Consider the following 18279-nt stretch of genomic DNA (forward strand, 5'->3'; position numbering starts at 1 on the left):
ACTCAGCTGGACATTACCCGCTCCATGGCGGGGGGGGATTGCAAGTTGGCATACCTGCTGCGCAACGCCTCCACGAACGGTTCGCCCGCCCCGTTGCCACCATAGAGGTAAATCTTGTGCAGGCCGCCAAACACCATTTCGTGGTAGCGGCTGGCAAACTCCTCTTCACTCGGCCCCTCGGGCAAGCCCAGGTGCAGCGTAAGCTTGTCGCCTTCAACTGCGAACATGGGCGTGTCCCACAAGAACTTCGCGGTACCGGCCTTGGGCAAGCGCACAAACAAGTAGGCATGATTACCCAGCGAATCGATGTCACCACCGCGCCGACGCTTCCATTTCAGCAGCCCGTCATCCGGGCGCGCCAGGCACAAACCAATGTCGTAATAATCGAAGCCATGTTCCAGCGCCCACTCAAGGGCCATGAACGTCGTGATGGAGTTCACCTCGCGCAACTTCTTGGCATCGGAAAACACCGCTTCGCAATAGCCAAAACGCAAGGTACTCCAGTAACGCTTGCCGCCGCGTACCACTTCACATCCCAAGTGGCAGCCGATCACTTCATCGCCCAAGGTAATCAGGTCGAGCCGGCCAACACTCTTGGCAATGCGGAACACTTCATCCGTGGGAAACTGCGCAGCATGAATACCCTGCCGTGCCGTGGCATAGGGGCGCAGCAGCTCACGATCAGCCATGGCGATCTCGTCGTCCGAGAGGGTCTGACGCATCTGGTAAAGCGGGCGATTCTTGCGAATACTGCGCCGCAATTCGCTGTCGTAGCGGGCCGTGATGTCTTCCAGCGGGCGCCCTAGCGGTACCACGGCGCTCAGGTAATGCGGCACCGAGAGCGCCCCCGACGTTGGCATTTCGCTAATGACCACTACGTGGTTGGCCGCCGTTGTGGCACTTGCGCCTTCCACGATGGCAGCACTGCCCTGCCCCTTGCCGCCGATCAGCAGCTTGGCCATTTCCCGTTGCTGCTTGCGGCCGATGTAGAGGATTTCGTAAGGGCTCTCCTGCTGCAGCCTGAACCGGGCAACTTCCCAACGCCAGAAACAGGCGCGCGCCAGCACTTCACGCACCTTGCTGGCCAGCAGCCTCATTTCATAGCGCAGGGAGGGCGACAGGAATTTACGCGCTGTAGCCGTCAGGGTCTCTTTCATTTCTTCTTCGACGTCCTTTTGAAGTGCTCTATGGTCAATCGGAAAAGAGAAAAATTCAGCAAAACCACTTAACGCTTTGATTTTTATAGTGCGCCCTGAAACTTTCTTATCACATTCAGTAACAATTTAAGATGCCTGCAAAGGCTTTGGCAAGCGGCTTCCAGCTAACTTTAGATCAAGTTTCATGGCGTCAAATTTCCTGCATGAAATGCATATTCAACAAGCACTTTGCTATAACCGTGCCCAACCAGCACTTCCGTGACTACCCATTCGCTATCACTCAATTTGTTTTCATGCCTTCATTGCATAAGTGCAGAGTGGGAAATGCTTGCACGTCGACGGGCATTGGGTGGCAGGTTGGGCCAGACTGGTGTTTTTCCGGCAGCCGGTGCATGCTCGCAGCTGAAGCGATTCACCCTGCTTGAAACCCGCCCTGTCATGTGAGGTGCAGTACCCATGGACCGTCTGCTCGATTCACTCTTCCCCAGCGCCGAAAACATCCCTGAAACCTGGCGCCTGGGAGCCCCCCTGGAACAACGCGACTACCTGGTGAATGGCGAACTCAGGCGCTGGGACGGGCCTCTGGCAACGGTACGCAGCCCTGTGTGGCTCAAGGAAGGCAACGAAGAACACCAGGTGATACTGGGCAGCGCCCCGCTGCTCGATGCAGACACCGCCCTTACCGCGCTGGACGCTGCCGTGCAGGCCTACGACAAGGGCCGTGGCGCCTGGCCGAACATGCGCGTCGCCGAACGTATCCAGCACGTCGAAACCTTCCTGGCACGCATGCGCGAACAGCGCCAGGCCGTGGTCAAACTGCTGATGTGGGAAATCGGCAAGAACCTCAAGGATTCTGAAAAGGAATTCGACCGCACCTGCGACTACATCGTCGACACCATCAACGCCCTCAAGGACCTCGACCGGCGCTCCAGCCGCTTCGAGCTCGAACAAGGCACGCTGGGCCAGATTCGCCGTGCACCGCTGGGCGTGGCCCTGTGCATGGGCCCCTACAACTACCCCCTTAACGAAACCTTCACCACCCTGATCCCCGCACTGATCATGGGCAACACGGTGGTGTTCAAGCCGGCCAAGTTCGGCGTGCTGCTGATCCGCCCATTGCTGGAAGCGTTCCGTGACAGCTTCCCGCCAGGGGTAATCAACGTCATCTACGGCCGCGGCCGGGAAACGGTGAGCGCGCTGATGGCCAGCGGCAACATCGATATATTCGCCTTCATCGGCACCCACAAGGCAGCCAGCGACCTGAAAAAGCTGCACCCGCGCCCGCACCGGCTGCGCGCCGCACTGGGGCTGGATGCCAAGAACCCGGGTATCGTGCTGCCACAGGTCGACCTCGACAACGCCGTTGAAGAGGCGGTTACCGGTGCGCTGTCGTTCAACGGCCAGCGCTGCACGGCGCTGAAGATCCTGTTCGTGCACGAAGACGTGGTCGATAGTTTCCTCGACAAGTTCCAGCGCAAACTGGCCGCGCTCAAGCCCGGCATGCCGTGGGAGCCCGGCGTAGCGCTGACACCGCTGCCAGAGCCCGGCAAGGTCGACTACCTCGACGGCCTGGTCGCCGATGCCACCGCCAAGGGTGCCCGCGTGCTCAACGAAGGCGGCGGGCAAAGCCGCGGCTCGTTCTTCTACCCGGCTTTGCTGTACCCGGTCAGCCACGAAATGCGCGTCTACCACGAGGAGCAGTTCGGCCCGCTGGTACCGGTAGTGCCCTACCGCGACCTGCAAACCGTCATCGACTACGTGCTGGGCTCCGATTACGGCCAGCAACTGAGCCTGTTCGGCAACGACCCGGCGACCATCGGCAGCCTGGTCGACACCTTCGCCAACCAGGTCGGGCGCATCAACATCAACGCGCAATGCCAGCGCGGCCCCGATACCTACCCGTTCAACGGCCGCAAGAACAGCGCCGAAGGCACCCTGTCGGTACATGACGCCTTGCGTGTGTTTTCCATCCGCACGCTGGTCGCCACCCGCTTCCAGGAGGCCAACAAGGAACTGATCAGCGAAATCATCCGCAACCGCCAGTCGAGCTTCCTTACCACTGACTACATCTTCTGACGGCCGCGTTTATAGACAATCGTTCTAGCGCCATTGTCGATTTTCCATCCGCGCAAACGACTCTAAGCAACAGGGCGCCCTCCGGCGCCCACTGCAAAGGAGCGTCGAACATGGCAGTCAAACCCATCCCCGAAGGCCAGCACAGCATTACCCCCTACCTGGCCATCAACGATGCCGCCAAGGCCATCGAGTTCTACAAGCAGGCCTTTGGTGCGGTCGAAATGTTCCGCCTCGATGCCCCAGGGGGCCGCGTTGGCCATGCCGAGCTGAAAATCGGTGATTCATCGTTGATGCTGGGCGACCCCTGCGACATGGAGGGCGGGCTCACCGCCAGCCAGAAGCTCAGCGGCGCAGGCGTGGGCCTGCACTTGTATGTCGAGGACTGCGACAAGGTTTATGCCCAGGCCCTGGCGGCTGGCGGCACCCAGTTGCACCCGTTGACCGACCAGTTCTACGGCGACCGCAGCGGTACCCTGAAAGACCCGTTCGGCAATATCTGGTTCGTCTCGACCCACAAGGAAGACCTCACCCCCGACGAAATTCGCGCCCGTGCCGCGAAGATGTTCGCCGGTAACTGAGCGGCATGTTGAAAGCGGCGCGAGTTTGCTTGAAGCTTGGGGCTTGTAGCTTGGAGCTGCTTCATGCGAATCATCGACAAAACCGCCGCCCAGGTGCGCAGCCTGACCCCCGCCGAGGAAGAGCTGCTGGTCGGCTTTGCCACCGGCAGCCTCGCCGGCCCACGCCTGTTACAGGCCAACCAGCTGCTGATGAAGGTGCGCAACGCCAACCAGTGGCTGGCCTGCGACTGCCGTAGCGATGCCTTGCCAGTGCTCAACGTCACGCTCAACGGCAATACCGGCACGCTGTTTATCAAGAACAACCCGGGCACGGCCGAGCACGCACCCGGTTGCCCGTTTACCAGAGACGAGCGGGAAGCGGCCGAACGCGAAAACGACCCGGCACCGCCCGCTGCCTGGCTGCCGCCAGATACACCGCTACGCCTGATCAGCGACTTCCGCAGTGCCGCCAGCGGTACCGGCGGCGATGGCAATGACCGGCGCGAACAACAACGCCTGCTGTCCCTGCTGTTGACCTGGATCGAAACCAGCGGCCTGAACCTTTACGCCACTCACCTGAAAAAGGACCTGACCACCCAGTTTGCCGAACTGCGCAGCGTGGCCAACCGCTACCCGCTGCTGGAACGGGTACCCGCCAGCAACTACCTGGAAACCCGCCTGGACATGAAGCACATGATGATGCTCAAGTCCCGCCTGCGCGAGGCCACGGTGTTCGGCAACCATCGCCGCCATGGGCTGATGCTGGACTGCGTCGACCAGATCAAAGGGCGCAAGCTGTTCAACAACCGCAGTGAAGACGGCTTCGACTTCCAGGGGCACCACCTGTACTGGGGCGGCAACCGCACCACCGGGCCATTGCTGGCGCTGATGATCTACTCGCCAACCAGCGCCGGCAGCCATTACTACGAGCTGATCCATGTGGCCAGCGTACCCGTGCTGTCCCGCGCACACCTGTTCCCGGTGTATCGCGATGAAGAGCGCGAACCGCTCAAGGCGCTGGTATCGTTGATCGACTGGATGGCCAGCAAAGGCGTGAAGGTACAGATGCGCCGGCCGGTAATCGGCGGGCAAGTCATGGATGAACTGGTGCTGACCTCGGACCAGGACCGGGTGCTGTCGGTGTCGCTGCTTGAACAGCCGATCGGGCCCGAGCCGGATGCCGAGAATTTCAAGCGCTATGCCGACTTCAAGAGCCTGGAAACCTTCCGCAAGTTCGTTGCCGGCTTTTTCATGCGTGAGCGCTGAAACCGGGGCCGCTATGCGGCCCATCGCCGGCAAGCCAGCTCCCACAGGTATTGCACAAAGACTGAGATCATGCGGTCACTTGTGGGAGCTGGCTTGCCGGCGATGAGGCCAGTACAGGCCACCCCAGACTTTCAGGTCAACCCAGAAACAGCTTGTAAGCCGGGTTATCAGTCTCATCCCAATATCGATACCCCATCTCGTCCAGCGCCAGCGGCAACCCCGCCAGCTCGTCCCCCGGCACCTCCAGCGCCGCGAACACCCGGGCCTCTGCCGCGCCATGGTTGCGGTAATGGAACAGGCTGATGTTCCAGCGCTTGCCCAGCCGCTCCAGAAAGCCCAATAACGCCCCGGGCCGCTCGGGGAACTCGAAGCGCATGACCCGCTCATCCGCACCCGGCGCGGCATGGCCACCCACGGTATGGCGCACATGCAGCTTGGCCAGTTCGTTTTCGGTCAGGTCAAGCACGCTGTAACCCTGCTCGCGCAGGTTGGCCAGCAGCTGGTCTCGCGGGTCGTGCAGCGGGTGCGTCTGAACGCCCACGAACAAACGCGCTTCCTTGCCTGGGTAATAGCGGTAGTTGAACTCGGTGATCTGCCGCTTGCCCAGCGCCTGGCAAAACGCACGGAAGCTGCCCGGCTGCTCCGGGATGGTCACGGCAATGATTGCCTCACGCTGCTCGCCCAGCTCGGCCCGCTCGGCCACATGGCGCAGCCGGTCAAAATTGACGTTCGCCCCGGAATCGATGGCCACCAGGGTTTGCCCCTGCACGCCATCCCGTGCCACGTACTTCTTGATACCGGCCACCGCCAGTGCACCGGAAGGCTCGGTGATCGAACGGGTATCATCATAGATGTCCTTGATCGCCGCACACAGTTCATCGCTGCTCACCGTCACCACTTCGTCAACGAAATGCCGGCACAACTCGAAGCAATGTGCGCCGATCTGCGCCACCGCCACGCCATCGGCAAAGGTGCCGACCTGCGGCAGGATCACCCGCTCGCCAGCGGCCATGGCAGCCTGCAGGCAGTTGGAATCCTCCGGTTCCACGCCGATCACCTTCACCTCAGGGCGCAGGTACTTCACATAAGCGGCGATGCCGGCGATCAGCCCGCCACCACCGACCGGCACGAAGATGGCATCCAGTGCACCTGGGTGCTGGCGCAGGATCTCCATCGCCACCGTGCCCTGCCCGGCGATCACGTCCGGGTCATCGAATGGCGGCACGAAGGTGGCCCCTTCGCTGTCGGCCAGCTTCAGCGCATGGGCCAGAGCATGCGGGAAGCTCTCGCCGTGCAACACCACATGCCCGCCCCGCGAGCGCACCCCCTCCACCTTCAGCGATGGCGTGGTAGTCGGCATGACGATAGTGGCCTTCAGGCCCAGGTGGGACGCCGCCAGGGCCACGCCCTGGGCATGGTTGCCTGCCGAGGCAGTGATCACCCCACGCTCGCGTTGCGCGGTGCTCAGCCGTGACAGCCGGGTGTAGGCGCCGCGGATCTTGAACGAGAAAGTGGGCTGCAGGTCTTCACGCTTGAGCAGCACCTGGTTACCCAGGCTGGCAGACAGTGCCGGCGCAGCTTGCAGCGGTGTTTCGATGGCCAGGTCGTACACCGGCGCGGCAAGAATGCGCCGCACCTGCTCCGACAGCAGTTGCTGGGGGGTAACGCTGGCACGAGGGACGCTGAAGCTGGTCATCGATGACTCCTTGGCTGTTTTCACGTTGCCCAGGAGTCAGAGAGTAAAAACCCGCCTCCAGGGCGGGTTCGGTGCACGTACGCGCTAGCCCGCCAAGCTGATAATGGCGGTAATAATAATGGCGTTCACATGCGGGAATGTTTTCATGGGGTAGGAACTTAGCCGTTAGTGCGGCACAAAGTCAACACTTGGCCTGCTGCGCCGAAAGCGGTACATCGAACACTTTGTCGAACCCCCACTGGAAGACAAAGGCGTACACGAAGAAGAATACGAACAACGCCAGGTTGGTCAGCAGTGCCGCCCACAGGCTCACATCCAGCCAGTACGCCACCAGTGGCAGCAAGATCACCACCAGCCCACCCTCGAAGCCCAGGGCATGCAGCAGGCGCCGCAAGAAGGTGCGCTCACGCTGCTGCTGGCGCGCTTCCCAGCGCTCGAACACCCAGTTGTAACCCATGTTCCAGCTCATTGCGATGCCCGACATCATGACCGACAACGCGGCCGACTGTGCCATGCCAGCGCCGAACGCCAGCTCTAGCACCGGCGCCACGCAGGCGACGGCGATGGCCTCGTAAAGAATGGCCTGGACGATCTTGCGGGCCTTGCCTTGCATGTTCAGCTCCCTGGGTAAACGACCTGTAAAACTACAAGATGTGGCCCACAAGAAAAAGCCCGAAATTTGGACAACAGCACGTTCGGCTGCTTGTATCTATCCCGTACAAACGGCGACATCTCGTACAACTTCGTCGAGGGAACCGAGCGAGGATAAAGACGATGGCCCACACCGCCCCCACGGTGACTGCCGTATGAGCCTGGCATTCATCGATTTTCTCACCTATGTGCTGTTCGGCCTGAAGATCCTGGCCATCACCCTCGCCTCGCTGATGTTCCTGCTGGGCCTGGACGACCTGTTCATCGACCTGTGCTACTGGGGCCGCAAGCTGATCCGGCGTTTTCGCATCTACGACAAGTTTGAAAAGGCCGACGAGAAACGCCTGTACGAAGTCCCGGAAAAACCCCTGGCCATCATGGTCCCGGCCTGGAACGAAGTGGGCGTGGTCGGTGAAATGGCGCGCCTGGCGGCCTCCACCATCGACTACGAGAACTACCAGATTTTCGTCGGCACCTACCCCAACGACCCGCAAACCCAGGCCGACGTCGACGCGGTGTGCCTGCACTACCCCAACGTGCACAAGGTGGTGTGCGCCCGCCCCGGCCCTACCAGCAAAGCCGATTGCCTGAACAACATCATCGACGCGCTGCTGCGCTTCCAGCAAGACGCCGGTATCGAGTTCGCCGGTTTCATTCTGCACGACGCCGAAGACGTCATCTCGCCCATGGAGCTGCGCCTGTTCAACTACCTGCTGCCGAACAAGGACATGATCCAGATCCCGGTGTACCCCTACGCACCGGAATGGAAGGGCTTTACCGCCGGCCACTATGTCGACGAGTTCGCCGAAAACCACGGCAAGGACGTGATCGTTCGCGAAGCGCTTACCGGCCAGGTGCCCAGCGCCGGCGTGGGCACCTGTTTCAGCCGCCGCGCCATCAGCGCACTGCTGGAGGACGGTGACGGCATTGCCTTCGACGTGCAGAGCCTCACCGAAGACTACGACATCGGCTTTCGCCTGAAGCAAAAGGGCATGAAGTGCATTTTTGCCCGCTATTCCATCACCGACCCGGCGCTGACCCTGCAGCAGGCGTGGCGCCCGGGCATGAGCCGGGAGTTCTCCCAGGTGATCTGCGTGCGCGAGCACTTCCCGCGGGACTGGCAGCATGCCATCCGGCAAAAGTCGCGGTGGATCGTGGGCATTGTGTTCCAGGGCACCAGCAACCTCGGCTGGAGCCGCAAGGGTGCGCTCAACTACTTCCTCTGGCGCGACCGCCGTGGGCTGTTCGCCTACCTGCTGAGTTTTCTGGTCAACCTGTTGCTGCTGGTGTTGCTGGCCATGTGGCTGGTCACGGTGATTGCACCAGACGCCTGGCGCTTCATGTCGATCCTCAGCGACAGCTGGCTGCTGTCCACCCTGCTGTGGCTCAACGGCCTGATGCTGTTCAACCGCCTGTTCCAGCGCGGCTGGTTCGTTACCCGCTTCTACGGCATTGGCGAAGGCCTGCTGTCGGCGCCGCGCATGATGTGGAGCAACTTCGTCAACTTCTTCGCCAACCTGCGTGCCCTGCGCCAGGTCATGGAAATGGGCGACTCGCGGCGCGTGGCCTGGGACAAGACCACCCACGAGTTCCCCGCCATCGCCACCCCGGCCCGCACGCCGTTGGGCCAGCGCCTGGTGGCCAAAGGGTTGATCACCGACGAGCAGCTGCAACAGGCAATCACCAGCCCGGTACGCCGGCGCCTGGGCCGCGAGCTGCTACTGCGTGGCTGGCTGAACAGCGAACAACTGGTGGCGACCCTGGCCGAGCAACTGGACATGCCCTGGGCACCGCTGAACCCGTTCAAGCTTGACCCGCAACTGATCGCCAGACTGCCACGCAAACTGGCGACGCACTATGGCGTGCTGCCGGTAGCCGAAGACGGCGACACGCTGATCCTGGCCAGCGAAAGCCCGGTCAGCCAAGTGTCGCTGGGGGTGATCAGCCGCCACCTGAAACGCCCGGTCAGCGTCCGTCTGGCACCACAAGGCAGGGTAACCCTGGGCCTGCGCTTGCACTACCCCAGCCCCTGGCAGAAGCCGGAAACCCGCGACATGCTGGCCATCCTCGAACGCCATCAGGATGACGAAGCGCTGCTGGAGCAAGTCAGCCACCACCAGGTGATGCTCGGTGCCCTGCTGCAGGTACGCGGCATGGTTCCGGTCACCTTGTTCAACCAGGCCCTGATCGACTTCGACCCCGAACGCCAAAGCCTGGGCGAGCACCTGATCGCCCGCGGCATCATCACCGAGCAGGTGCTACAGCAGGCCCTCGATGAACAGGCCAGCGAACAGCAGGCCGCCCTAGACCTGACCCGGGAGGTGGCATGAAGCCGCGCGTTTCCCTCACCTTCACTGGCCTGTTGCTGTGCGCCACCGCCCTGCCCGCCACAGCCTCGGCGCCGATGACCGACTTCCAGCGGTTTACCAGCTTCCCGTTCATGGACCGCAGCTACCGTGAAGCGAAGAAGGACAACTGGGCCGAGGTCGAGCGCCTTACCCGCCACGTACTGGGCAGGGTGCCGAACAACGACGAAGCCCGTGCGCTGCTGGTAGAGGCCCTGGCCCACCAACGTCGCTACAAGGACGCCCAAGCGCTGGCCGAACAGCTGGGCGGCAGCCCCGAATACGCCGACGCGCTGCTTGAGCTTCGCCTGACCTGGATCGAGCAGGACCCACCGCCAGCCAGCCAGGTGGAGCAATGGCTGGCTACCAGTGATGCCATGCACCGGGTGCGCCTGTGGCAGGCCTACAGCCTGAGCCTGGCCAAGTTCGGGGGGGCCGGCAAAGCACTGGCGTGGCTCAACCAGCTGCCGCCCCGCGATGATGGCCAGGTGCTGCGCCTGGCCCGGGCCAACTTCGCCGAACAGTTGCGCAACTGGAAGGAAACCATCGAGCAACTGCAACCGCTTGCCGAAAAGGGCCAGTTGCCCGCCCAGGACTGGCAACGCCTGGCCAATGCCTATGTCCAGCAGGTGGATGAAAAGGGTCTGAGCAAGCTGCTGCCCAGCGCGCCCTCCCCTCAAGCGGCGAACCAGGCGCGCCTGGCCATGGCCAACCGCGCCATTGCCGTGGGCCATAACCAGGCAGCCCAGCGCTGGTTGCAGTCGCTGCCGCCCGAGCAACTGAATCAACCCGACCAGCGCCAGCAACTGTGGGAGCTGGCCCGCGAAGGTGACGATGCAGCGCTGGTGCGCCGCTTGAGCAACGATTTGCAGCGCCCCTGCCTGGAAACCGTAGACTGGCTGTCACGTCAAGACCCGGACCAGGCCCGCGAGCAGTTCAAAGGCTGTACCTCCAGCACCAATCCTCGTGCCTACGCCGTGCTCAGGCAACGGCTGTATGGCGCCCCACCGCAACCGCCACAACCGCGCACGGCCAGCGAATTGGAAAAGCTCTACCGGCAAACTGGCGACCTGGCAGCGCTGGAGCAAGCCACATTCCTGCTGGTGGAACAAGGCCAGACCGGGCAGGCCCGGCAACTGCTGGAGCAAGCCTACGACCGCCGACAGGGCCGCCTCAGCCCATCGCTGCTGCAACGCCTGGGCAATCTGTATGCGCGTACTGACGGGCCGCTGGACAGCCGCCGCATGCTTGGCCTGATACCGCGAGTGGATGCCAACACCCGCGCCCAGCTGCTCGGCCGCCTGGCCGAAGCCGGCCAGTGCGATGCCGTGCGCCAGGCAATACCAGCCACCCCGAGCGAACCCGGCCAGTACCGCGCACTGGGCCGCTGCGCCATGCCTGACCAGCCCGGCGAAGCGGTGGTCTACTACCAGGCCGCCGAGCGCTTGGGCGGCAGCGCAGATCGCCTGCCATTGGCCTATGCCCTTGAAGCGGCGGGCGACTCCGAGGCTGCCCTGCCCATCTGGCGCAGCGTGCCGGACAGCGCCTGGACCGACAACGCCCGCCTCACTGCCGCCCGTGGCGCGCTGAATGCCGGCGATGCAGAAGCCGCTCGACGCTACTGGGACGCCGCCGCGCACCACAGCGCCGATGACTGGGCGCTGGGCGCCGCCATCGCCCAGCGCCAGGGCGATTACCCGACCGCCTTAGGCTTCCAACGCCAGGCCTTGGCCAGCACCCCACGCGCCGACCACTACTACGCGGCCGCCAGCACCGCGCAACTGGCCGGCGACAGCGCGCAGAGCATGGCCTGGCTTGCCGAAGCGGTGCGCCTGGCCCCCGATCAGCCACGCTACCGCGCTGATTACGGCATGCGCCTGGCCGGCTCCACGGACAAGGCCCAGCGACGCCAGTCGATCCCTTACCTGGAGCGGGCGACCCACGACTTCCCCGAGGACTACCGCCTTGGCGAAACCCTGGCCTTGCGTTACGACGAAGCCGAGGACAGCGCCGCGGCACGCCGCGAACTGCGGCGTATTCTCGATGTGGAACATAACCTGGTTGACGGTGACGATGAGTACGGCAGCCTGGAAGCCCGCAAATACCGCCAGCGCAGGGCTCACGAAGCCCTGTCACGGCGTGACACCATCACCCTGGCCAGCACCTGGTCACCCGCCGGCACCTCAACCAACGACAAGTTCCTCGACAACGGCGAGCGCAGCGGCAGCTCGCGCCGCGCCCAATCGCAGAACGTGCAACTGGCCATGTGGGACCACGCCCTGGGCGAAGAGCCGAGCCGCAACGGCAGCACCCTGTCGGTCTATGGGCGGGTGCTGTTCGGTGGCCAGAGCCGCACCGACTATGCGCAAAGCATGGGTACTGGCGTTGGCCTGCGCTACAAGCCGCTCGGCCAGGCCAACCTCAACTTGTACGCAGAGCTTTACCACCAGCGGCAGATCGACGAAGAACACTACCGTGGCCTGAGCCTGGGCCAGTTGCTCAGCCCGGCCAAGGTTGGCGGCAACTGGGGCGACCTGCGCCACCACGCCGAGTCGAGCAATGACCTGCTGCTACGCGCCACCGCCTCGTTCCTCGACCAAGGCGACTGGCGCAACGACTGGCGGGTGGATGAAGACGACTGGAACGAGCGCTTCCTCTACCTTGACGCGGCCTGGTGGACCCGCGCCGGCGACCACGCCTGGCTGTCGCGCTACCAGCAAGGGCATGCCTGGAAACTGCCGGGCAGCTCACCGCAAACCCTGATGCCCTACGGCTTTGTCGAGTTTTCCAGCCAGGACCCGAGTAACGACTGGCGCCAGGACGCCCGCGCCGGGGTGGGTGTGCGCTGGCAATGGTGGTTCGATGGCGACCGCTACAACGCCTACCGCGGCTCGCTGAAAGTGCGTGCCGAGTACCAGCAGTCGCTGGGTGGCAACCTTTACCAGCGCGCCAATGGCGTGCTGGTCGGTGCGGAGATGACCTTCTGATGCGTACGATCCTCGCCCTCTGCCTGCTTGCCCTGTGCCTGCCCGCCACGGCCGACCAGCGCCTGTTCTACCAACCGCTCAACCGCGACGCCGGTGTTACCCCGGCCCAGTGGCAACAGCTGTGGCACGCCACCGTGGCGCAGGGTGGCAAGACCTTGATCGTGCAATGGAGTGCCTATGGCGACAGTGACTTTGGCGGTGCCCAGGGCTGGTTGGCCAACAGCCTGCGGGCCGCACGTGCCCAAGGGCTGCAATTGGTCGTGGGGTTATACATGGACCCGGCCTATTACCAGCGCCTCGACGAACTGGACGGCGAAGGCCTGAGCAGCTACTGGAAAGCCCAACTGGGGCGTTCGCTAAGCCAGTACCAGCACCTGCGCCAGACCTGGCAGTTGCCGGTGGACGGTTGGTACCTGCCCATGGAACTGGACGACCAGCACTTTCGTGAAAGCGAGCGCCGCGATGCGCTGTACCGCCAGTTGCAGGCCTTCAACCGCCAGTTGGACAAGCCTTTGCACATCAGTGCGTTTAGCGCAGGCAAGCTGTCGCCGCGGGTCAATGCTGCCTGGCTGGATCAACTGGCGGGTCTGGGCTTGAAGGTGTGGTGGCAGGATGGCGCCGGGACCGGGCGCTTGCCTGCGTTGGTGCGTCAGGGCTATGAGCAGGCCTTGCCGTGCCGGGTGGGTGTGGTGCGTGAGGCGTTCCGCCAGGTGAGCGCACCGGGGCAGGCATTCCGGGCAGAGCCTGCCGAGCCGAAAGTGGGTGGCGGGTGCCATGCCGAGGCCGTCTTTGCCTTGCGCTACCGGCCCTGGGCCAAGGGTGTTTTGCCACAGAATTGAGTCACCAGGCCTGGCCTCTTCGCGGGCACGCCCGCTCCCACAGGTTCCCCACAGCATTCGAATACTGCGCGGTCCCTGTGGGAGCGGGCGTGCCCGCGAAGAGGCCGGGCCTGGACAAGCAGTAGTCTCAGGAGCCCACCGATGCTCAAGACCATCGAAGCACACATCCGCAAGCAGGTCGCCCCCGCCGCCTTGCGCGCCGAGTTCCGGCAGCACGAATTCGAGTCCATGCGCCCGTTCTGCCAGCTGGTGTTCTGCGTCAGCATCCTGATCTGGCTGGTCTTCGACCTGATCGTCAGTTTCCTCGGCGACCAGGGGTTCACCTGGCGGTCCTACGTGTTCATCGCCCTGCTCGGTTGCCTGACCGTGGTGCTGCGCTTCACCCGGCGCAGCCATCACTTCGACGTGCTCAACCTGTTGTTCATTGCCGTCATCACCTTAAGCATGCGCCTGGTGATCGAAGGCATACCGGTGGCCCTGCGCCCGGTGTGGCTGGTGCTCGGCGTCTCTACCGTGCTGTATGCCTTGTCGGTGCTGCCGACGCGGCGCTGGTCGTTCTTCTGCGCCATGGTCATCACCTGGGTAGTACTCAACCCCTTCTACCACACCCGCATCGAACCCGATGCACTCGAAGGCGCCATGCTGATCAGCTATGCCGTGTTCCTCAGCGGCCTGGTCAGCTACAGCTACCTGCAGATCCGCAAAGCCAAGCTGCACAATTTCTACCTGTCCAAAGTGCTACTGGAGCAGGCTTATGTCGACGCGCTGACCGAAATCCCTAACCGCCGCTCGTTCATGGCCAAGGCGGAGCAACAACTGAAACTGGCAACCCCGGGGCAGTACCTGGCGATGGTCGACATAGACAACTTCAAGAAGGTCAACGACCGTTTCGGCCACGACATTGGTGACGAAGTGCTCAAGCGCGTGGCACTGCATATCAAGGCAGCCATGGTCGATTCCGAATTTGCCCGGCTGGGCGGCGAGGAGTTCGCCATTTTTCTTGAAGGGCAGGACCAGCAAGGTGCCGAACAATTGGTGGAGGCGTTGGTACGCAGAGTGCGTGATGATGCCGGCGCACACCCGGTCACCATCAGCATCGGCCTGGCACAGGTGAGCGCGGGCGACACCTTGACCATGGCGTTGGTCAAGGCCGACCAGGCGCTGTATGAAGCCAAGCACACCGGCAAGGACCGGTTTGTGCTGTGGACGTCACAGTTGGCGGAACAGGGTTAGCAGGCAGCCCATCACCCCGCCGGCAAACGAATGCGGAACTGCGCCCCACCCAATGCCGACTGCGCCACGGTCAAGGTCCCACCCTGCCCCTCGATCGCTCGCCGGCTGATGGCCAGCCCCAGGCCAAACCCACCCGTGTTGCGGTCGCGGCTGCGATCCAGCCGATAGAACGGCTGGAAAATCCGCTCCCGCTCCTCCACGGGTATGCCAATGCCGTCATCCTCCACCGTCAGCAGGCAGGCGCCATCGCCCTCCAGACGCAAGCGCAGCAACAGGCTTTCATCGCAATAGCGCATGGCATTGCGCACCAGGTTCTGCACCGCCCGCGCCGTCAGCCGAGGGTCCAGCACAAACCGGGGCAGGTTGCCTTCGGCCTGCACTTCCCAACGGATGCCGCGGCCATCGAGCTCTTCGGCGAAACCGCCGAGCACGCTGTCGACCAACTCCAGCAACGACACCTCGACCCGCTCGCGGGCCTGGTCGGCGTTGTACAGGCGGCTATAGGACAACAGTTCCAGCACCAGTTCATCCAGCTCACGCACGTGCCCCACCAGTTCCAGCAGGCGCTTGCGGCTGGCAGGCGGCACCTCGTCGAACAGCAGCACCAGGCCAAAATCCAGCCGCGTCAGTGGCGTGCGCAACTCGTGCGACACCGCATTCAGCAACTCGCGTTGCTGGTTGACGTGTCGCTCCAGGTCGCTGGCCATGGTGTCGAACACCCCCGCCAGCTCACCGATGTTGGAATGCGGCGAAATGTGCGTGCGCTCGGCCATCTGCCCCAGGCCCAGGCGCCGGGCGGTTTCCTTCAGCCGTTCCAGGTCGCGCCAGTGCGGCCATACCCACAGCAGCAGGCAGCCCAGCATGGCCGCGCCGATCAGCACGGTTACCCCCCACGACAGCACGTTGATGTCCAGCGGGTCTGGCGGTGAGTGCAGGCGCACCAGCCATTGCTTGTCCAACGGTGCCAGCACTGTTTCGTAGTAGCCCCACTCGGCAATGCGCACCGCGTACAGGCCGTGCTCCAGCCGCGCCTGCTCTTCGGCGCCCAGCTCGGCCTGGTCCATGCGCAGCAGTTGCAGCTCCAGCGGCGCGAAATCACTGGCCAGTTCCTGCGCCACCGCTGGCCACTGCTCGGGCGGGGCCTGGCGGAACTGGCGCACGATCAGCGCCTGTACACCCTTGGCCTGGTCCAGGTTGTAGGCCATGAAGCGGTCGCGGAACAGCCCGACGATGGTGTCAGGGATGAACAGCAACGCACCGGCATAGGCAACGATGATGACCAGGTACAGCCGCACCAGGATCTTGAGCATGGCCGGTCAGCACTCCCACTCTACGCGGCTGAACAGGTAACCCTTGCCCCACACGGTCTTGATCTTGCGCGCTTCGCCAGCGTTATCGTCGAACTTGCGCCGCAGCTTGGAGATGGCCACATCCACGGAGCGATCGGTGCCATTGAACTCGATGCCGCGCAGTTGTTGCAGGATACGGTCACGGTTCATCACCTCGCCGGCATTGCGTGCCAGCACCACCAGCAAGTTGTACTCGCCACTGGACAGCTCCACCTCTTCACCGCGCCAGCTTACCGTGCGCTCGGCCAGGTCGATGCGCAGGCCGCCGATCAGGATCAGGTCGTTGTCCAGGCGCGGCTCGTTGACACTGCTGCGGCGCAGCAAGGTACGCACGCGGGCCAGCAACACACGGGGTTCGCAAGGTTTGGTCACGTAGTCATCAGCGCCCATTTCCAGGCCCAATACCTGGTCATGGCTGTCGTCGCGGGCAGTCAGCATGAGGATGGGCAGGGTTTGTGACTCCTGGCGCAACAGCCGGCACAGTTGCAGGCCATCGATACCCGGCAGCATCAGGTCAAGGATGACCAGGTCGGGCTTTTGCCGACGGTATTCGTCCAGCACATGGTCGCCCCGGGCGATCACCTGGACATGAAAGTCGTTGCGTTGCAGGTAGCTGGCGATCAGCTCGGACAGGGCACTGTCGTCTTCGACCAGGAAAATATTCGGCATAGGCGCTTGGGAGTCTGGGTTGGAGTGAACCTGTACCGACCCTTTCGCGGGCAAGCCCGCTCCCACAGGTACAGCACAGGTTTCAGATGCCGTGCGGTCCCTGTGGGAGCGGGCTTGCCCGCGAAAGGGCCGGCACAGGCCTACGCAGAATATAGAACCCAGCCACTCGACAGGATCATTCTTCACACTTTTTCACACTCGTCCTACAGGTGTTAACAGCCGCTCGACCAACACCTGCCGTACCATATGCACGGTCATCATCGGAAGATCCGCATGCCTACTCTCCTCCCCCCTCGTCTGCGCCCAGTGGCGCTTCTGGCGTTCTTGAGCCTGTCCCTTGCAGGCTGCGGCGACAGCGCCAAACAAGACGAACAGGCCCCCACCCCGCAAGTGCGGGTAGAAACCCTGCAATTGCAGCCCCTGGCCATCAGCAGCGAACTCAGTGGCCGCATCCTGGCCCCGCGTACCGCCGAAGTCCGTGCGCGTGTCGCAGGCGTGGTGCTCAAGCGCGTCTACCGCGAGGGCAGCGACGTCAGGCAAGGTGATGTGCTGTTCCTGATCGACCCGGCGCCGTTCAAGGCCGACCACGACAGCGCCCGCGCCACCCTGTCCAAAGCCGAGGCCACCCTGTACCAGGCGCGCCTGCAAGAGCAACGCTACCGTGAACTGGTCGACGACAAAGCCGTCAGCCGCCAGGAATACGACAACGCCAAAGCCAGCTTCCTGCAAGCCGACGCCGAAGTGGCCGCCGCCAAGGCTGCCCTGGAGCGCACCCGCCTGAACCTCGGCTACGCCACCGTCACCGCGCCGATTTCCGGCCGCATCGGCCGCGCCCTGGTCACCGAAGGCGCACTGGTCGGGCAAAACGAAAGCACCCCGCTGGCGACCATCCAGCAACTGGACCCGATCCACGCCGACGTTACCCAGTCCACCCGCGAGCTCAACACCCTGCGCCGCGCCTTGCGCGCTGGCGAGTTGCAGCAGGTGGGCGACGGCCAGGCCCGCGCCACGCTGATCCAGGACGATGGCAGCGCCTACCCGCTGCCGGGCAAGCTGCTGTTCTCCGACATCAGCGTCGACCCCAGCACCAACCAGATCACCCTGCGCAGCGAGTTCCCCAACCCGGACCTCGACCTGCTGCCCGGCAGCTACGTGCGCGTACGCCTGGAACAGGCCGTGCAGCCCAAGGGCCTGAGCGTGCCGCAGCGGGCCATCCTGCGCGACAGTGCCGGTGTGCCGAAGGTGTTGGTGGTCGACCAGCAAGCCCGCGTCAGCGACCGCCAGGTGGTACTGGGCAGCGCCCAGGGCGACCGCTGGGTCGTCAGCGAAGGCCTGGCCCCAGGCGAACAGGTGGTGGTCGAGGGCCTGCAACATGTCAAGGCCGGTGACCAGGTGAAGGTCGACAACGCATCAGGCACAGCACCCATCGCACAGCACAACGGCCAGTGAGGGCC

The 18279-nt window shown here is 63.5% G+C and carries 13 protein-coding genes; 8 read left to right on the forward strand and 5 right to left on the reverse strand.

Annotation, left to right across the window (positions count from 1 at the left end; genetic code table 11):
* Nucleotides 1-2: 2 nt before the first annotated feature.
* The gene (locus tag ACFY9W_RS19745; RefSeq protein ID WP_391133418.1) at nt 3-1157 is read right to left on the reverse strand and encodes a hypothetical protein; all 1155 of its coding nucleotides are present in this window, start codon (nt 1155-1157) and stop codon (nt 3-5) included.
* Nucleotides 1158-1613: 456 nt separating this feature from the next.
* Here ACFY9W_RS19745 and ACFY9W_RS19750 point away from each other — a divergent pair, with 456 nt between their 5' ends.
* The 3 genes from ACFY9W_RS19750 (at nt 1614) to ACFY9W_RS19760 (ending at nt 5056) form a co-directional block, all read left to right on the forward strand.
* The gene (locus ACFY9W_RS19750; RefSeq protein ID WP_391133421.1) at nt 1614-3233 is read left to right on the forward strand and encodes an aldehyde dehydrogenase family protein; all 1620 of its coding nucleotides are present in this window, start codon (nt 1614-1616) and stop codon (nt 3231-3233) included.
* A 110-nt stretch (nt 3234-3343) separates the two neighbouring features.
* Nucleotides 3344-3811: a VOC family protein gene (locus ACFY9W_RS19755; RefSeq protein WP_391133423.1), complete on the forward strand. Its 468-nt coding sequence runs from the start codon at nt 3344-3346 to the stop codon at nt 3809-3811.
* 63 nt (nt 3812-3874) lie between these two features.
* The gene (locus ACFY9W_RS19760; protein ID WP_391133426.1) at nt 3875-5056 is read left to right on the forward strand and encodes a hypothetical protein; all 1182 of its coding nucleotides are present in this window, start codon (nt 3875-3877) and stop codon (nt 5054-5056) included.
* A 136-nt stretch (nt 5057-5192) separates the two neighbouring features.
* Here the strand turns inward: ACFY9W_RS19760 and ilvA are convergent, their stop codons facing one another.
* Complete coding sequence (gene ilvA, locus ACFY9W_RS19765; protein WP_391133429.1) at nt 5193-6752, reverse strand: threonine ammonia-lyase, biosynthetic; 1560 nt, start codon at nt 6750-6752, stop codon at nt 5193-5195.
* A 181-nt stretch (nt 6753-6933) separates the two neighbouring features.
* Nucleotides 6934-7365, reverse strand: coding sequence for a PACE efflux transporter (locus tag ACFY9W_RS19770; RefSeq protein WP_391133432.1), 432 nt, complete (start codon nt 7363-7365; stop codon nt 6934-6936).
* A gap of 193 nt (nt 7366-7558) precedes the next feature.
* Between ACFY9W_RS19770 and nrfB the strand changes: the two genes are divergently transcribed.
* The 4 genes from nrfB to ACFY9W_RS19790 all read left to right on the forward strand — a co-directional run bounded on the left by nrfB (nt 7559) and on the right by ACFY9W_RS19790 (nt 14807).
* Nucleotides 7559-9733, forward strand: coding sequence for a cyclic di-3',5'-guanylate-activated glycosyltransferase NrfB (gene nrfB / locus ACFY9W_RS19775; RefSeq protein WP_391133435.1), 2175 nt, complete (start codon nt 7559-7561; stop codon nt 9731-9733).
* Nucleotides 9730-12735 (forward strand): phage receptor, encoded by a 3006-nt coding sequence (locus ACFY9W_RS19780; RefSeq protein ID WP_391133438.1) that lies wholly within the window; start codon nt 9730-9732, stop codon nt 12733-12735. The genes nrfB and ACFY9W_RS19780 overlap by 4 nt, the downstream gene beginning before the upstream one ends.
* Entirely contained in the window at nt 12735-13574 is an 840-nt protein-coding gene (locus ACFY9W_RS19785) for a DUF4434 family protein (protein WP_391133441.1), read from the forward strand. The genes ACFY9W_RS19780 and ACFY9W_RS19785 overlap by 1 nt, the downstream gene beginning before the upstream one ends.
* 141 nt (nt 13575-13715) lie before the next feature.
* Nucleotides 13716-14807 (forward strand): diguanylate cyclase domain-containing protein, encoded by a 1092-nt coding sequence (locus ACFY9W_RS19790; RefSeq protein ID WP_391133444.1) that lies wholly within the window; start codon nt 13716-13718, stop codon nt 14805-14807.
* Nucleotides 14808-14818: 11 nt separating this feature from the next.
* Here the strand turns inward: ACFY9W_RS19790 and ACFY9W_RS19795 are convergent, their stop codons facing one another.
* Nucleotides 14819-16117 carry an ATP-binding protein gene (locus tag ACFY9W_RS19795; RefSeq protein ID WP_391133447.1) on the reverse strand — a complete coding sequence of 433 codons (1299 nt, stop codon included), beginning with the start codon at nt 16115-16117 and terminating at the stop codon, nt 14819-14821.
* A 6-nt stretch (nt 16118-16123) separates the two neighbouring features.
* Entirely contained in the window at nt 16124-16825 is a 702-nt protein-coding gene (locus tag ACFY9W_RS19800; RefSeq protein WP_391133450.1) for a response regulator, read from the reverse strand.
* Between the two features lie 273 nt (nt 16826-17098).
* Between ACFY9W_RS19800 and ACFY9W_RS19805 the strand changes: the two genes are divergently transcribed.
* On the forward strand, nt 17099-18274 hold the full coding sequence (locus tag ACFY9W_RS19805) for an efflux RND transporter periplasmic adaptor subunit (protein ID WP_391133453.1): 1176 nt from the start codon (nt 17099-17101) through the stop codon (nt 18272-18274).
* The last annotated feature ends 5 nt before the right edge of the window (nt 18275-18279 follow it).

The sequence above is a fragment of the Pseudomonas sp. NPDC008258 genome (assembly GCF_042956345.1).
GTDB lineage: Bacteria > Pseudomonadota > Gammaproteobacteria > Pseudomonadales > Pseudomonadaceae > Aquipseudomonas.

Bases quoted from the DNA above. Each gene is read 5' to 3' on its own strand.
- ilvA (WP_391133429.1), bottom strand. From the start codon at position 6,752: ATGACCAGCTTCAGCGTCCCTCGTGCCAGCGTTACCCCCCAGCAACTG.
- ACFY9W_RS19790 (WP_391133444.1), top strand. From the start codon at position 13,716: ATGCTCAAGACCATCGAAGCACACATCCGCAAGCAGGTCGCCCCCGCC.
- ACFY9W_RS19780 (WP_391133438.1), top strand. From the start codon at position 9,730: ATGAAGCCGCGCGTTTCCCTCACCTTCACTGGCCTGTTGCTGTGCGCC.
- ACFY9W_RS19785 (WP_391133441.1), top strand. From the start codon at position 12,735: ATGCGTACGATCCTCGCCCTCTGCCTGCTTGCCCTGTGCCTGCCCGCC.
- ACFY9W_RS19750 (WP_391133421.1), top strand. From the start codon at position 1,614: ATGGACCGTCTGCTCGATTCACTCTTCCCCAGCGCCGAAAACATCCCT.
- ACFY9W_RS19805 (WP_391133453.1), top strand. From the start codon at position 17,099: ATGCCTACTCTCCTCCCCCCTCGTCTGCGCCCAGTGGCGCTTCTGGCG.
- ACFY9W_RS19795 (WP_391133447.1), bottom strand. From the start codon at position 16,117: ATGCTCAAGATCCTGGTGCGGCTGTACCTGGTCATCATCGTTGCCTAT.
- ACFY9W_RS19800 (WP_391133450.1), bottom strand. From the start codon at position 16,825: ATGCCGAATATTTTCCTGGTCGAAGACGACAGTGCCCTGTCCGAGCTG.
- ACFY9W_RS19755 (WP_391133423.1), top strand. From the start codon at position 3,344: ATGGCAGTCAAACCCATCCCCGAAGGCCAGCACAGCATTACCCCCTAC.
- ACFY9W_RS19770 (WP_391133432.1), bottom strand. From the start codon at position 7,365: ATGCAAGGCAAGGCCCGCAAGATCGTCCAGGCCATTCTTTACGAGGCC.
- ACFY9W_RS19760 (WP_391133426.1), top strand. From the start codon at position 3,875: ATGCGAATCATCGACAAAACCGCCGCCCAGGTGCGCAGCCTGACCCCC.
- ACFY9W_RS19745 (WP_391133418.1), bottom strand. From the start codon at position 1,157: ATGAAAGAGACCCTGACGGCTACAGCGCGTAAATTCCTGTCGCCCTCC.
- nrfB (WP_391133435.1), top strand. From the start codon at position 7,559: ATGAGCCTGGCATTCATCGATTTTCTCACCTATGTGCTGTTCGGCCTG.